The sequence below is a fragment of the Psychrobacter sp. S1-30-MNA-CIBAN-0213 genome, assembly GCF_040309845.1.
Lineage (GTDB): Bacteria > Pseudomonadota > Gammaproteobacteria > Pseudomonadales > Moraxellaceae > Psychrobacter.
In genome coordinates, this window is the sequence record NZ_JBEOPE010000002.1 from 188,475 (window position 1) to 203,762 (window position 15,288).

A 15,288-nucleotide genomic window follows, 5' to 3' on the forward strand; every position below is an offset into this window, starting at 1 on the left:
AAGAATTATCAATTCAGACAAACCTTTGAGTTTGTCTGAATTGATTTTAAAATAACATAAACTCACTGTTAAACCGTAGGATTATTACTGGCTTTCTCACTAAAGTCATTATTGGCGTTGGGTTTGATATAGCCAGGCATCTTTTGACCAGTGGCTTTCGCTACTGCATATAGCGTTTGTTCAATCCACCCTGAGTCCATAATGAACATCAGTGAACCATCTTCATTAAAGTTAATATTCGCGCCTTCAATAACCATGAAACCTTCAATAACCATGCTTATAAGCACATTTGCTATGCACAAAATTATTATGGGAATAATGCTTAACCACTTGATAAGTCACGATCCAATAATGAGGAAGGTACTATCAAAATTACTGAGACCAATGTATTAAACGCGCATCGATATATCAGAACCAAAAAAGAAGCCTTCTAGAAAAATTTAGAAGGCTTCTTTTAAGTAACTATTAATTAGCAGCTGTTTGTTAAGCTTGGTTTTATTAAGTTTGGTCACATTGGCAACACTTTGAGCACATGTCACATTTTTCACAAGTGGAAGGACTCGTACATCCACATTTCTTGCAGCTGCAGCTAGAATTATAATGAATGGAAGGTAATGATAATTTCGTTTTTTTATAGGTTAACATTATGATAAATCCTTATTCATGGTAGAACGATTAAGAATCAATCTTGGCAGATATTAATCATATCTTCCGTAATTTTATTGTTAATTCAATAGCTTAAAGTATTTTAATTAACCTACATTACCCCTGCCACAATCCTTCGACATTGATTTTATTTGCCTCAATAGTCGGATAGTCCGTAAAGCTCAATGTATAGCCGACTGTTGCATTACTGGCTGGTGTAATCTGACAGGTCGCACCCAGTGGAAAGCTATGTTTTTTACTGATATGCCCAAAGCTCATGCCATTATAGATAGGTAATCCAGTCAGCTTATGCAACTGGCGAATGACCATCGCCACATCGTAACGCTTATCGTAGCTATCTTCACCCGTGCCAGACAGTGAGCCAAACACAATTGCTTGCTGACGCTTGAACACACCTGCCAAATATAAATCATAAAGCATGCGCTCAATACGATAAGCCTGCTCACCCACATCTTCTAAAAATACAATACCGCCATCAATGCGCGGCAAATACTCGCTACCTGCCAGCGCTGATACCACACTCAGATTACCGCCCCAAATCGTTCCCGTGACTGTTTGAGTCTTATCAGTCGCTAGAATCGCTGGTAATTTCTTACTGGTCAAATCGGCATTTTGAACAGTAATGCTCAAATTAGGGTTAGTAAGCGCTTCTGCAAACTGCCTACAGCTAATCTCATCAGGGGTCGTTTTACCAAATTCGCTATAGAGCATGGGGCCAGCGAGCGAACTCATTTGCCCTTTCGCCAGCAGTGCACATTGAATGGCAGTGACGTCACTAAAGCCTGTCAATATCGTGCCCCGCTCTTTCATAATGCGTCCCAGCGTTTGCCAGTCGATCAATGGCAGCAGACGCATTGCGCCATAGCCACCGCGTACACCCATGAGCAGCTTGGGTGCAGCAATCGCCCCAGTCGCGATGTTTTGCAGATCACTGGCTCGCTGCGTGTCCGTTCCCGCAAAGCGCAAATATTGTCGCTCAGTAATAGTAGGATTCTGCACTTCAAAACCTGCGCAAGCCATACGCTCTAATGCCAATTGGTTACGCTCGTTACTACCGCCAACGTTGGAGCTGGCAAATAGACGTGTCTCAATAGTAGGATTGATACAACGTGATTTGGACGCTATTGACTGATTAACATCTGGCAGCGCCGTTGGCAGATCATCTTTGGTCAACTGCATGCTGGCATTTTTATCGTTCGTTTTGACCATCAAGCTTTGAGCGATACCTTGAGTTGCAAGTAGTCCAGCACCTGTACTCACCCCTAGTCGACGTAAGAATTGGCGACGATTGAGTTCCTTATTAGTCGCGGTGGTTATATCAGCTTGTTGTAAAAGAGTCGGATTTGTTGTACGCATACTGAACTATTACCTTAAAACTTATTTTAGAATAACGATTTTAGAATAATGATTTAATTATCAACGTTTTTAACATTAACTTTATACAAGCATCGTAGTTTGATATAGACATCACAGTTTTTCATCTTCAATAATGACAATGGTTGCATAACCCCATAACTCTTGTTTGTTACAACTATAACAAATTGTTAAACAACCACGTTTGGTACTTACCATTACTCTTGTTATAGTAAATAGTAATGAATGATTCACTAATAATGAAAGGAACGCTACTATGGCTGATAAAGAAAAAGATGATAAGTCTCTTTTAGAAAGTATCAAACTCATCTTAAGCAAAGAAGACAGAATAAAGGATCAAGTGAACAATGATCGTGGTCTTGAGCGTTACGCTAAAGACTTGATGTTGCTTATGAGTTTGGTAAAAGACTATTACCAAGGCAATTATCGCAATATACCTTACAAAACCGTTTCAGCGGCAGTGGTTGGGTTGTTGTACGTACTAAACCCTATTGATATTATTCCAGATTTTATACCTTTTATTGGTCAAGTTGATGATGCCTTGGTACTAGGATTTTGCTTAAGACTGATGGAGAAAGACTTAAACAAATATAAAACTTGGAAAAACGAGCAGTCAACGTCTAAAGATGATGCAAAGTCTGAAGATAAAGCTTCTGATACTGAAAGTAAAAATGCAAAGGCTAAGAAAAAATCCCTATTATTGAAATAGTGATTAATGATGTCTTTAATCGCACAAAAACACGGTCAATGAGTTCATCATTGACCGTGTTTTTGTGCGTATTAAGCTCAAAATTAGTAAACCATCATTAGTAAATGATAACTAGCAATCAATCAGGCACATCATAACGCGCTTTTTCTGGGTTCAGACCGAATGAATAAACAAAGGTCGCAACGATACTGTTAATGATAATAAACGGTAAATCAATGGTGACGTGCCCAAGTAAATAGCGTCCAATCAACCATGAAATAATGAGCATAATAATGAAAAATGCGCCTAAATATCCTAGGATAGCAGGATGCTTTAAATTATAAGGTTGCTCTGGTGCAGGTTGCTTGTCGAGCACGTACATGCGTATCGCCCAACCAGCTGCATAGGACAATCCACCTAACACGACATAACTCAAAAAATTCATATTATCTGACTCTATTACTAAATGACTGGCAGAACATATTGCTGTCCAATAAACCTATAATAAATACTGTTTTCTATCAAAGACTTTCAGTACTCGGCCCAACGTTATCAATAATAATATTGGCATGTGGATTGGCCAATATATCAGTATTGACCTCATCACACTCTACCCGATAAATGGTATTGGCGCCTTTATAAATGTAAGACAAATACTCACTATCAAGCAGTGGATCGATATTGGCATAAACAGGTTTGACATGCGCCATGACCAGTACTCTATCAGGACGTCCAATAACTGCATCGACATTGTCAGGATCGATAGAGAAAAACTTGGGTATCTCGCTATTATCAAGCACTTCTAACGGCTCGGCAGTGTCCCAAACACGCTTGGCGCTTGCCGGCTCTTTCATCTGCATGACCCACTTGCCTGCTTGCTGACTGACCTTAATCTGTGCAGGCTCGTCATTGCTAACCGTATAGCAACCTTCAAATATAGATAAATCCGTTTCGGTCTTCGCCGTATCTTTCACCACGGTCGTACTGCTATCGTTACAACCTGCTAGCAATAGCGCACTACAAGTGATACCGCTAACTGCTAACAAGGTAAGTCTTTTGCAAATAACGTCTGAGCGCTTGAGCATGATAATGTCATCCTGCGTTAAAAGGGACTGAGGCATGTGAAAATCAGCTTCACCTGAAAAGCTGTGCTCTCATCAGGCTCATTTTAACAGAAAACAATCCCCTTTCTGTTTTGATATTTAGTTTTACAGTTTTGTGCTTAGCGATGGCGCATGTTGCTAATGGATTTGCTATAATCAAGCGCATTAATTCCAGTTACACTTTCAGTTACACTATAGTCAAGCTCGATAGTATAGATATAAATAAATAGTGCAGAGGCTCTACAGAAATGAGCTTGCGAGGCGAACAATATATCTGTTTATCGTACGTTAACTATCTATTAGGCTATTAGATTTTTATGTCAGACAACCCTGCTCTATCGTTCCATACTTCTAGTGCATCTGTTGGCACAACTGCAAACGTTTTTGGCGCAAGTCAGCAAAATGCGGCTGATCCGCTAGCAGTGAAAGCAAATACTACCGTCGCTTATACTGATGGTGCTTGTAAAGGTAATCCTGGCGCTGGTGGTTGGGGCGCCCACCTTATCTTTAGTGATGGACGTACGCAAGATTTGTACGGTGGTGATAAAGAAACCACCAATAATCGTATGGAGCTAATGGGCGCAATAAAAGCCCTAGAGTACAGTCCACGCGACTTGAAGCTTGAGATTTGGACTGACTCCAGCTACGTTAAAAACGGCATTACCGAATGGATTGCCAATTGGAAAAAACGTGGCTGGAAAACTGCCAGCAAAAAGCCTGTTGCCAATCAAGACTTATGGCAACAATTGGATGAGCTTCGTCAAGCACGCGACGTTGATTGGCATTGGGTTAAAGGTCATGCTGGGCACGCAGGCAACGAAAAAGCTGATGAGCTGGCCAATCTAGGCGTGACCTCTAGTAGCGAGCATCTATCTGCATCTAACTCTGTATATAGTCCTGCCCCTATTAACACTGATATTGCTAAAAAAAAAGATAAAATAGCCGCTAATGACTGGCTAAATGACGATCCATTAGGCTTTAACATGATGGATGAAGATTTCGATGAAGAGTTATTAGATGAAAGCGATTTAGATGAAACGCCAGATAATGATGATTCAATTCCTATTCAAGTCAGCAGCAAACCGAATAATGCTACACATCCTATGAGTACCAATGCCATGATATCAGATGACATGACAGTAAACGAGACGACGGCAGACAGCAATACACTAGACGCATCTGCAGAATTACCAAAATTCGATGGCGATACCAGTCGTGCGAACCCACACTTTCGTCCTTTGTTACCCAAGCCTATCCATCGGCATGAACCTAATCGCCAGCTGATTATGGATACGGAGACTACGGGACTTGATCCACTAAAAGGCGATCGAATCATTGAAGTCGGTATCGTTGAGATGATCGGTCGTAAATTCACCGGTGAAAAGCTGCACGTTTATATCAACCCGCAGCGCGGCATGGATGAAGAAGTCATCCGTATTCATGGTATCTCTGAGGCCTTTTTGACAGATAAACCTACCTTTGATCAGGTTGCTCAGTCGCTATATGAGTTCATGGATGGTGCAGAAATCATCGCTCACAACGCCACGTTTGATATGAACTTTTTAAATATGGAATTTAGCAAAGTTGGTATGACAGACTTTGCGGAACGTGTTCAAGTCACCGACTCATTAGTAATGGCAAAGCAGCAATATCCTGGGCAAAAGAATACCTTGGATGCTTTGGTTCGCCGATTAGATGTTGGTAAACAAGATCGTACTTTTCACGGAGCATTACTAGATTCGGAGATTTTAGCGGAAGTTTATCTGGCAATGACCGGTGGACAGGTGACGCTAGCGATCGAAGAGGACAGCCAAGCAGATGGCGGGCATACCGCTCATGCTAATTTTGCTAATTTGGCATCTTTATTGCTAGAGTCAACCGTAGATAACCAAGCCAATCAAAATTGGTTTGCAGGTTTAGCAGAAGATTATCCTGATTTAAAAACCAGACTATCGCAGTGGTAAAACACATTAAAGTGCATAACTAAGTTGACTTAACTTAGTGTAATACATTGAAAAGTCTAACAATATATTAAAGTACCAACTTTTATAAATCAATATCTGCTGTTAGAGTCGACTCTACCAATACTTTATTTATGGAAAAATAACTATGAGCCAATCTGAGCAAACAACGTTAACCACCCCTACCCTTAGTATTACTAACTTTAAACTACCTTCGTTGCATCTGCTTCATAATGAAATCACTGTTATTCTCAAAGATACTGAAAACCATCTGAGTGAATTCAACGACGATAAAGAGCAAGCACCTTTATTATTAGATTCCATCAGCGTCTTGACCCAACTGTCTCGTATTTTTGAGCTAATTGCATTGGCTGGTGGCCAATTATTGAGCGCCGCTATCGCACAAGGCTTACAACAGCTTCATGATGATAGCAATAATAATGATACAGCGCTGATTATGGATTTATCAGAAGCAATCATGACCCTTGATCGCTATATTGAATTCGTACTATTAACTGAGACGGTAGAGCCTACACTGCTACTGCCAATCATTAATAAACTGCATGCTTATAGTCAGCAAGATGCAATCGATGCCAGTTACTTCTCCGATTTTGGTAGCAGCAGCGTGATTATCGCTAATCCTGAACAAAACTTTCAGCCATTAAGTGAGTTAAATCTGGATAGTAAGTTACTGACCAATGCTTACCGTAGTGGTCTGAGTGTGGTACTTACCCAACAAAATGCCCCACTAACAGCAGATGATCAGCAGAAGCTTGATGCTATGAGTGCTGCCTGTGCGATGATTGCCGCGCATACTAGTAGCCTATTTTGGCAAGCAGCAACCGCCGCTGTTACAGATATCCAAACTATTTTGCCATTGAGCCTTAGTCAAAAGCATACCCTTATTTACTTAGAACAGCAGTTCCATAGCTACCTTCCAGTGATGGATGCACGTTTTGCTGACTTAGTGAGTTTTGCCTGCCAGCGTGATAACGAACAAGCGCAAAAGCTACGCATCCAATATGCGAGCAATCAGATAGATTCGCCACAACGCGAACAAATGCAACGCTTCTTATTTGGTCCAAACCGCGCCATTACTGATACTCTAAACGATATTATTCAAAATCAAATTAGCACAATTAAAGAAAAAGTCGATAGTTATGCACGTGGTGATACGCTTAGCTCTACTGCTCTGCAAGTGAGCTCAATAGCCGCTGACCTCACAGAACTTAGCTCAGTATTACGGTTATTATGCTTAACGGATGCTGCAGCGTCATTAAAAACTGCAGCAGATGCCGTATTGACTTGGCAGACCCCAACACCTGAAGAATTCGATAGTCTATTATTAGCACTTATGCATGCAGAGAACGCTTCAATTGCTATGGCAAAAATGCATACCCCAGGTGCCATTCATCTATCTGCGCATAGTCAACATATCTCGCTACACCAAATTGATACTGCCTACAACACTTTAGTACAAGAAAGCCGTATGGCGATATCGAGTGCAGAGCAAGCGATTAACGACTATTTAGCAGATGACAAGCGCGACCTACTCAATATTCAGAACATACCTGATATGATGCACCAAGTCGCTGGGGCAGTCCGTTTTTTACAATTACCTACCGCTGCCAATATGCTTAGCCAATTGACTACTAATATGCAAGAGCGCCTTGCAAGTGGTCGAAATATAGATGATCGTACGCTTGCTCATATTGCTGATGTGTTAATGGCAGTAGACTATCGCTTAGAGGGTTTTGAGAATAATCACCCTGTAAGCAAACAGTCACTTGATGCCGGTCAACATAGTCTAAGTCAATTAATTGCCGCTTAAATAAGATTAATATAAACAACTTTTAAGCAAGCTTATTGCTGCTTTGGATAGCCATTTATGACCACCGCGTTTGTACTTGATAATGAAACGATACTCTGCCGCTATACAGCAAAGGGCTGGTGGCCCTTACAAGTCTCCCTTTCAGCTATTGAAAATAATATAGTTGAGCAAGGCGTAGCGGAAGAAGACTTATCAGATGATATGTATCAAGTCGGACGTGTTAAGTTGCTGGCAAGCTTAGCAGCAAGCCATTGGAAGCCTGATGAGTCGCAAGCATTTGCTACCAATCAGGAGCCTACAAACAATGATGATGTACCAGTTAACAATGCTATCACTTATCATTATGCACAAACTCATGGCATTGCTACCCCTGAGTTGACTAAAAACTCTCATGAGTTAGCCACGTTACTTTCATCATCCGAACATACTGAAAACGTTGATTTCATCACTTATCGACAGCTTATAACACAACTTCCTGCTGCCCTCTCCACGCAGCTGAGCCAAGCTATTCAATTGCTGCGCTGGCAGGCAGATACTCAGTTTTGTAGTCGTTGCAGTGCATCAGTGACCACTGCTAAATTCGGTGAGCGAGCGATGGTCTGTCCAGTCTGCCGTTTGCGTCAATATCCACGTGTGCAGCCTTGTGTCATTACAGCAATTACCCGCCCAAACCCGCAAACAGGTGAGATGCAAATACTATTAGCGCATCACCATCGCTATGGTCAGCCAAGCACGCAGCTACTATATGGACTGATTGCAGGCTTTGTAGAAGTAGGTGAAAGCTTGGAGCATGCGGTAGTGCGTGAAGTAGAAGAGGAAGTCGGTATTCGTTTGACTGATATTCGCTATGTTAGTAGTCAGCCATGGCCATTTCCCTCTAATTTGATGTTAGGATTTCGAGCCTCTTATGCAAGCGGCGAGATAGTCATACAAGAAGATGAGTTATCACACGCTGACTTTTTTGATATCTCAAACTTACCGAAGATACCTTTTAAAGGCAGTATTGCTTACGATTTAATCGCACAGATTGCTCATGAGCAAGGCATAATACTTTAGCTTTATATGATATGTTAGCGTTTAAAGTATAGTTTTCCGCTATATATAACTTTTTACACCGACTATTATTTATCTCCAATTTTTTAAGCCAGTTTTAAGGCCATGAATTAAATGCCCAGTAATGTCCATTCCCTTACCCATGCCCGTTTAACGAATCTGCCTATACTATTTGATACGTTAACCTTAGAGACGCAATCTGCTGATATACAACAGCGGATTGCATATGTCGATTCGTGCCTGCCTCAGACTCAATGTGGTCTCTGCGAGCATCCAGATGGTTGTTTACCCTACGCCACTGCTATCGTTGTAGACGGTGAGCCGTATAATAAGTGTGTGCCTGGTGGTCAACCTGTCAGTGATGCGATTGCCTTTATTTTGAGCGCAGATAATGTCACTTTAGATAATGTTTTCTCAGAAAGTATAGCATCCAGTAATGATCATGGAGGGCTGATTGCCGTACCATCAAAGTGGTCGATAGACCCTGTGACCGAACGTCCGCATGAAGTACGTGCTATTATTCGGGAAGATGATTGTATTGGTTGCACAAAATGTATCCCAGCCTGCCCAGTCGATGCCATCGTCGGTACGGGCAAGCATATGCATACGATTTTTACCGACCTATGTACAGGTTGTGAGCTATGCATTGCGCCTTGCCCTGTTGATTGCATTGATCTTGTTCCTATTGAGCGTGAACTGTCAGCCGCTGAGCGCGTTCAAGAGCAAAACGAGCTACGCCAGCGTTATCATACTCACCTTAGACGGGTCACTGAACAGCTAGCAGATAGCAGCAATAGCAGACCTGTCGTGAGTATGGTAGAAGCCAAGCTGAATAATGCCAGCACCCAAACTATTGACATCAATGAGCAACAAGCAAAAGATACTATTGCTGCCGCCAAACTACGTAGTAAAATTAAAAAGCTAGAAAAACAGCTAAGCGTCCGTCCTAATCCAGAAAAAAGTGCTGAATTAGCCACACTACAAGCACAACTGTCTCAGATATAGTGTTTAGAAAACGCACCACTATTTAATTCAACCTAACTCAATATCTGCTCTCACTAACATCAACAGCTGAAATGATTACCTGAATACCATGAGTAAAACTGTTAAACATAAAACTGCCAATACGCCACCATCAAGACGCATGCCCAATCGTGACGTGCGACCGTTCTTTGAAAAGCTGGCTGCTACTATTGACGAGCCTGTCACTGAATTAAACTATAGTAGTAACTTTGAGCTGCTTATTGCAGTAATACTCTCGGCACAAGCGACTGATGTGAGCGTCAACATTGCCACTCAGCAGCTGTATCCAGTCGCGAACACCCCTGAGGCTATATTGGCATTGGGTGAAGAAGGGCTGAAATCCTATATCAAAAATATTGGCTTATATAATGCCAAAGCCAAAAATGTAATCAAAACCTGTCGCGACTTAATAGAAAAGTTTGATAGCATCGTACCCGATAACCGTAAAGACTTAGAGTCGCTCGCTGGGGTCGGACGCAAAACCGCTAATGTGGTCTTGAACACTGCCTTTGGACAACCAACAATGGCTGTTGATACGCATATCTTCCGTGTAGGCAATCGCACGGGGCTGGCCACTGGTAAGAACGTATTAATCGTAGAAAAAAATTTGGTCGAGCGTATTCCAGAAGATCTCTTAGTTGACGCTCATCACTATCTAATTTTGCATGGGCGCTATACTTGTCAAGCGCGCACCCCCAAATGCGGTGCCTGTCCAGTCTATGAAGAATGCATGTTTAAAGATAAAGCAGCGTTTGTAGAGATTTAAAAATTCTATACAGTTAGCACGACCTTTTATAGCTACCTTAATAGCTATCTGATTATAGCTGTCTCAACTTGAGGAAAAATAATGCAAACGCTCACTGCCCTAGTATTTGATAATTTTGAGACGCTAGACCTGTTTGGACCAATAGAGATGTTCGGCTGCCTACCTGAGCATTATCGTATCCAATTTGCTTCTATAGCAGGTGGTATTATTCATAATCATCATGGTGTCGCGTTGCAAACTGTTGCAGTAGCAGAGTTAGAGCATCAAACTAATATTTTATTAATTGTCGGCGGTAAAGGTACGCGTCAAGTAATCGAGGACAGCCAGTTTTTGCAGACTCTTACCAAACTCTCTGATAACGCCGACTGGGTGCTCAGCGTCTGTACTGGCAGTGCGTTATTAGCCAAGGCTAATATCTTGGATGGTAAGCGCGCCACTTCTAATAAGCTTTCTTGGCAATGGGTTATTAAGCAGTCAGACAAAGTTAATTGGATACAGCAAGCACGCTGGGTAGTAGACGGCAAGTTCTATACTTCCTCGGGCGTCAGTGCTGGAATGGATATGACGCTTGGTTTTATTGCTGATAGACATGATATTGCTACTGTGCGACAAATCGCTAACTATACAGAGTATCGCTGGCAAGAAGATAGCCAGCTTGATGATTTCTACGATTGTTAGCAACAATAGCTGACACTAGAGTTTTAACTCGATTCACGGTAAAATGTGCTAATTTTTTGATTCACTTTTGCCTCTTATTTTCCGTTAACATTCAATTATGACTGATTTTATTAATAACAGTCCTTGCAATTAAGCGATCCAACTATGCGTGAATACAACTTATTTACATCTGAATCCGTAAGCGAAGGCCACCCTGATAAAATGGCTGACCAAATCTCAGACGCTATCCTTGATGCCATCTTACGTGAAGACCTACAAGCACGTGTAGCGTGTGAAACGCTGGTTAAAACTGGTGCAGTCATACTAGCAGGCGAAGTGACAACTACTGCTAACATCGACGTAGAACGCATCGTACGTGATACAGTCAACGGTATCGGCTATCATCATTCAGATCTTGGCTTTGATGGCGAGACTTGCGCGGTTATTAATATGCTTGGCAAACAATCACCTGAGATTGCTCAGGGCGTTGATCGCAGTAGCCCAGAAGAACAAGGCGCTGGTGACCAAGGATTGATGTTTGGCTATGCTAGTAATGAGACAGAAGTCTTAATGCCTGCCCCTATCGAGTTTGCACATCGTCTTATGGAGCGCCAATCTGAGCTGCGCCGTGCAGGCGATCTACCTTGGTTACGTCCAGATGCCAAAGCGCAAGTGACATTAAGATATGATGGCAATCGCCCAACTGCGATTGATGCAGTGGTGCTCTCTACTCAGCATGATCCAAGCATCTCGCAGAAAGATCTGCAAGAAGCGATTATGGAATCTATCATTAAAGAAGTACTGCCAGCCGATCTGTTACATGCTGGTACTCGCTACCACATCAACCCAACTGGCAAGTTTGTCATTGGTGGTCCCGTTGGTGATGCAGGCTTAACCGGACGTAAAATCATTGTCGACACTTACGGTGGTATGGCTCGTCATGGTGGCGGCGCATTCAGTGGTAAAGATCCCTCAAAAGTTGACCGTAGCGCTGCCTATGCGGTACGTTATGTCGCTAAAAACATCGTCGCAGCTGGATTGGCTGAGCGCTGTGAAGTGCAAGTTAGCTATGCAATTGGGGTCGCTGAACCAACCTCTATTTCGGTTAATACTTTTGGTACGAGTAAAATCAGCTCTGAAGAAATCATTCGCCTGATTCGCACTCATTTTGACCTGCGTCCTTATGGCATTACGCAAATGCTCAACTTACTCCAGCCTATGTATCAACGAACGGCGACCTTTGGACACTTTGGTCGCGAAGGTTCTGAAACTGCCTTTACTTGGGAAAAAACAGACAAAGCTGAGATTTTAAAAGCAGATGCAGGTCTATAAATCTATATTCAAATACACTCAATAGGAGTAGCTTATGTCTCAAGACAATATCGATAACAATGTTAACGCTAACGTAAACGACAATGCTGAAGCAATGGCTGAAATCACCCCTGAAATGCAGGCGTTTTATCAGCGTGCCGATGCTATCATTGGTATCGCGAATAGCCAATTAGGTCCTGATGCTCATTCAGGGCAAGTCGGTGCTTCACTACTTTATGCTGCAGCTCGTTATAGCGCTTCGGTTGCCTCTATTGGCTTCATAAAGGGTGATGACTTTGCAAAAGAAAAAGACGATATCGTAGAGTTTTACGTTAAGCAGTACCGTCAGATGCTGAGTGACAATTTAACCGATTATGCACAGAACTTCGATAAATATGTTCAGCTTAATCAAGATGATAAACCGGCTAAATAAGTGCTTTATTATTCAGTCTTAAAACAAAACCTCAGCCTATTCATAGACTGGGGTTTTTTATTGGCTATCTTTTTAACAGATGACTGACTACAATTAGATTGATATTAAAAGAAATTCAAGCTCTTCGAGCTTAGGCTATCATTGACTTATAAAAGCAGATATAGCAGAAGAGTCTGCTACGCAACCGATTATTAGCTCATCCCCTACAATAGGACGTTATAGTTTTCATAAATTGCGACCTTCATAAATCGTGACTCTAATAGATAAGGACATCTTATGTTTAACAATAATTTTTGGACATCTTGGCGTTCATGCTTGTCGTTACTAGGAATATCCGTAGCAATGACGTTAGCAGGCTGTAGTAATATACCGAGTGGTACCGAGCCTGATACCACTCCGATTCACACACCAGCCACTAATCAACCAGCACCCAGTGATAATTTGTTTACTAAGTGCCCGCCTCACAACCCAGAGCAAAACATGTGTACTATGCAATATGACCCTGTTTGCGTTACTACTAAAGTTGGTTCGGTAGTGAGTTATCGTACGGCGGGTAATGCCTGCTCAGCCTGTGGCACCACTGCAGCAATAGGTTATGTACCAGGCAAATGTATCTAATCTTTCAATAGCTCGAACCAAAAACATTTAATATCCTAATAATAAAAAACCCCAACTTGATATCAGTTGGGGTTTTTATCAATATTGCTTTTTAAAGATATTCTGTCTATTTACTTACTAGGTTTTTACTTGTTAGGTTTTACAACGATATCAGGCGGACCCTCTAACAGATCTTCATCGCGGAACTCGTTTGCTGAGTTATGCTCTGCTGACTCTTCAGTCGTAAACCACTGCTGCTGACGATAAAGGATCAAGTGATCTCGACTCAAACCCCGTAATAGAGAATACATCATTACTAGTATCACAACAGCGAAGGGAAAACCTGACACGATAGAAGCTGCCTGCAATGCCCCTAACCCGCCTGCTGCTAATAGCACTGCAGCAATGACGCCTTCAGTTCCTGCCCAGAATAGACGCTGAATCTTTGGTGGATCAGTATCGCCACCGGAGGTCAGCATATCAATAACAAAGCTTGCAGAATCCGATGAGGTGACGAACCAAAGCACAATCATCAGCACAATCAGCAAGTTGAATACGGTCGTCAGTGGATAAGACTCCATCAGCTTAAAGATAGCACTACCAGTATCTGCCCTAACGGCCTCAACCAGCCCAGGACTTGCCATATTAGGATCAGCCGCAGCCATTAGCTCCATATGTACCGCTGAGCCACCAAAAGCAGTAAACCATAAGAACAAAATCGTAATAGGGATTAATAACACCCCTAACGTGAACTCACGAATGGTACGACCACGAGAGATACGGGCCACGAATACCCCAACGAATGGTGACCAGCTAATCCACCATGCCCAATAGAAAATAGTCCACGATGACTGCCAGTTTTCTTGACCTTCATAAGACTCTGTCCACGTACCTAAAGGAATCACTTGATGTAGATAATTACCAATGTTTTCTACAAAGCTATTAAAAATAAACTGCGTAGGGCCCAAAATAATCACAAAGCTCAATAGCACAATAGTCAGAAAGATATTGATATCGCTTAAGCGCTTGATACCTTTATCTAGTCCCATAAACAAGGACAATCCTGCCAGCACAGTGATAAATGCAATCAAGATAATCTGCACGGTAATATTGTTAGGGATACCGAATACACTCTCAAGACCAGAGTTAATCTGTAACACCCCAAGACCTAAGGTAGTCACTACCCCAAACATTGTACCAAATACCGCTAGTGTATCGACCGTATGACCCCAACCACCGTATATCTTTTTACCTAATATGGGATATAGCGTTGAGCGAATAGCTAGTGGCAAACCACGGCGATAGTGAAAGTAAGCCAAAGCCAAAGCGACCATGCCATACAATGCCCACACATGGAAACCATAATGCAAGAATGAGATGTTCATCGCAAGCTTAGCAGATGCGACAGTCTCTCCCTTACCAAGTGGCGGTGCCATATAGTGATAAAGCGGCTCAGCCGTTCCCCAGTACAGTAGTCCGATACCGATACCGGCGGAGAACAGCATGCCAATCCAAGAAAGCAATTTGTATTCAGGTTTTTCTGTCTGATGACCAAGCCTGATATCGCCGTAACGACTAAATATCATATAGATACTCATCATCACGGTGGCATTAATAACCACAATAAAGAACCAGCCAAAGCGCAAAGAAACAAATTCTTTTGCTTGGCCAAATACTATTTCTGCTTGTTCATTAAAAAAAGCGCCAAAGATAATAAACAAGGTAATCAAAATTACCGAGGTTAAAAAAACCGGTTTACTTACCCGTGGAAAAGGGCCCACTCTGCCAACTTTGACATGATCCATAGAGCTTCCTAGAGACAAAA

15 protein-coding genes are annotated in these 15,288 nt (G+C 42.1%); 10 read left to right on the plus strand and 5 right to left on the minus strand.

Annotated elements, in window-relative coordinates; translation table 11 throughout:
• Positions 1 to 68 precede the first annotated feature (68 nt).
• Positions 69 to 275, minus strand: coding sequence for a cupin domain-containing protein (locus AAEY87_RS02600; protein WP_350655823.1), 207 nt, complete (start codon positions 273 to 275; stop codon positions 69 to 71).
• Between the two features lie 487 nt (positions 276 to 762).
• Complete coding sequence (locus AAEY87_RS02605; protein WP_350655824.1) at positions 763 to 2,022, minus strand: LD-carboxypeptidase; 1,260 nt, start codon at positions 2,020 to 2,022, stop codon at positions 763 to 765.
• Between the two features lie 274 nt (positions 2,023 to 2,296).
• Here AAEY87_RS02605 and AAEY87_RS02610 point away from each other — a divergent pair, with 274 nt between their 5' ends.
• Positions 2,297 to 2,749, plus strand: coding sequence for a YkvA family protein (locus AAEY87_RS02610; protein ID WP_350655825.1), 453 nt, complete (start codon positions 2,297 to 2,299; stop codon positions 2,747 to 2,749).
• 118 nt (positions 2,750 to 2,867) lie between these two features.
• Here the strand turns inward: AAEY87_RS02610 and AAEY87_RS02615 are convergent, their stop codons facing one another.
• Positions 2,868 to 3,173: a hypothetical protein gene (locus AAEY87_RS02615; RefSeq protein WP_068326668.1), complete on the minus strand. Its 306-nt coding sequence runs from the start codon at positions 3,171 to 3,173 to the stop codon at positions 2,868 to 2,870.
• 76 nt (positions 3,174 to 3,249) lie between these two features.
• Positions 3,250 to 3,849: a hypothetical protein gene (locus AAEY87_RS02620; protein WP_350655827.1), complete on the minus strand. Its 600-nt coding sequence runs from the start codon at positions 3,847 to 3,849 to the stop codon at positions 3,250 to 3,252.
• 299 nt (positions 3,850 to 4,148) lie between these two features.
• On the opposite strand from AAEY87_RS02620, the gene dnaQ reads away from it, so the two are divergent.
• From dnaQ to AAEY87_RS02665, 9 genes are all read left to right on the plus strand, one after another.
• On the plus strand, positions 4,149 to 5,795 hold the full coding sequence (gene dnaQ / locus AAEY87_RS02625) for a DNA polymerase III subunit epsilon (RefSeq protein ID WP_350655828.1): 1,647 nt from the start codon (positions 4,149 to 4,151) through the stop codon (positions 5,793 to 5,795).
• Between the two features lie 145 nt (positions 5,796 to 5,940).
• Positions 5,941 to 7,623 carry a hypothetical protein gene (locus AAEY87_RS02630; RefSeq protein ID WP_350655829.1) on the plus strand — a complete coding sequence of 561 codons (1,683 nt, stop codon included), beginning with the start codon at positions 5,941 to 5,943 and terminating at the stop codon, positions 7,621 to 7,623.
• 57 nt (positions 7,624 to 7,680) lie between these two features.
• Complete coding sequence (nudC, locus tag AAEY87_RS02635; protein ID WP_350655830.1) at positions 7,681 to 8,679, plus strand: NAD(+) diphosphatase; 999 nt, start codon at positions 7,681 to 7,683, stop codon at positions 8,677 to 8,679.
• Positions 8,680 to 8,790: 111 nt separating this feature from the next.
• Positions 8,791 to 9,681 (plus strand): RnfABCDGE type electron transport complex subunit B, encoded by an 891-nt coding sequence (locus AAEY87_RS02640; protein ID WP_350655832.1) that lies wholly within the window; start codon positions 8,791 to 8,793, stop codon positions 9,679 to 9,681.
• A gap of 139 nt (positions 9,682 to 9,820) precedes the next feature.
• The gene (gene nth / locus AAEY87_RS02645) at positions 9,821 to 10,465 is read left to right on the plus strand and encodes an endonuclease III (RefSeq protein WP_502945443.1); all 645 of its coding nucleotides are present in this window, start codon (positions 9,821 to 9,823) and stop codon (positions 10,463 to 10,465) included.
• Between the two features lie 81 nt (positions 10,466 to 10,546).
• Positions 10,547 to 11,143: a DJ-1/PfpI family protein gene (locus AAEY87_RS02650; protein ID WP_350655833.1), complete on the plus strand. Its 597-nt coding sequence runs from the start codon at positions 10,547 to 10,549 to the stop codon at positions 11,141 to 11,143.
• A 144-nt stretch (positions 11,144 to 11,287) separates the two neighbouring features.
• The gene (metK, locus tag AAEY87_RS02655; RefSeq protein ID WP_068034959.1) at positions 11,288 to 12,454 is read left to right on the plus strand and encodes a methionine adenosyltransferase; all 1,167 of its coding nucleotides are present in this window, start codon (positions 11,288 to 11,290) and stop codon (positions 12,452 to 12,454) included.
• A gap of 34 nt (positions 12,455 to 12,488) precedes the next feature.
• A complete protein-coding gene (locus AAEY87_RS02660; protein ID WP_068326646.1) occupies positions 12,489 to 12,866 on the plus strand; it encodes a DUF3144 domain-containing protein in 378 nt (125 codons plus the stop codon).
• A 276-nt stretch (positions 12,867 to 13,142) separates the two neighbouring features.
• Positions 13,143 to 13,484 (plus strand): hypothetical protein, encoded by a 342-nt coding sequence (locus AAEY87_RS02665; protein ID WP_068034957.1) that lies wholly within the window; start codon positions 13,143 to 13,145, stop codon positions 13,482 to 13,484.
• A 125-nt stretch (positions 13,485 to 13,609) separates the two neighbouring features.
• Here AAEY87_RS02665 and AAEY87_RS02670 read toward each other — a convergent pair whose 3' ends face one another.
• Positions 13,610 to 15,268, minus strand: a complete 1,659-nt coding sequence (locus AAEY87_RS02670; RefSeq protein ID WP_350655835.1) for a BCCT family transporter — start codon at positions 15,266 to 15,268, stop codon at positions 13,610 to 13,612.
• Between the last annotated feature and the right edge of the window lie 20 nt (positions 15,269 to 15,288).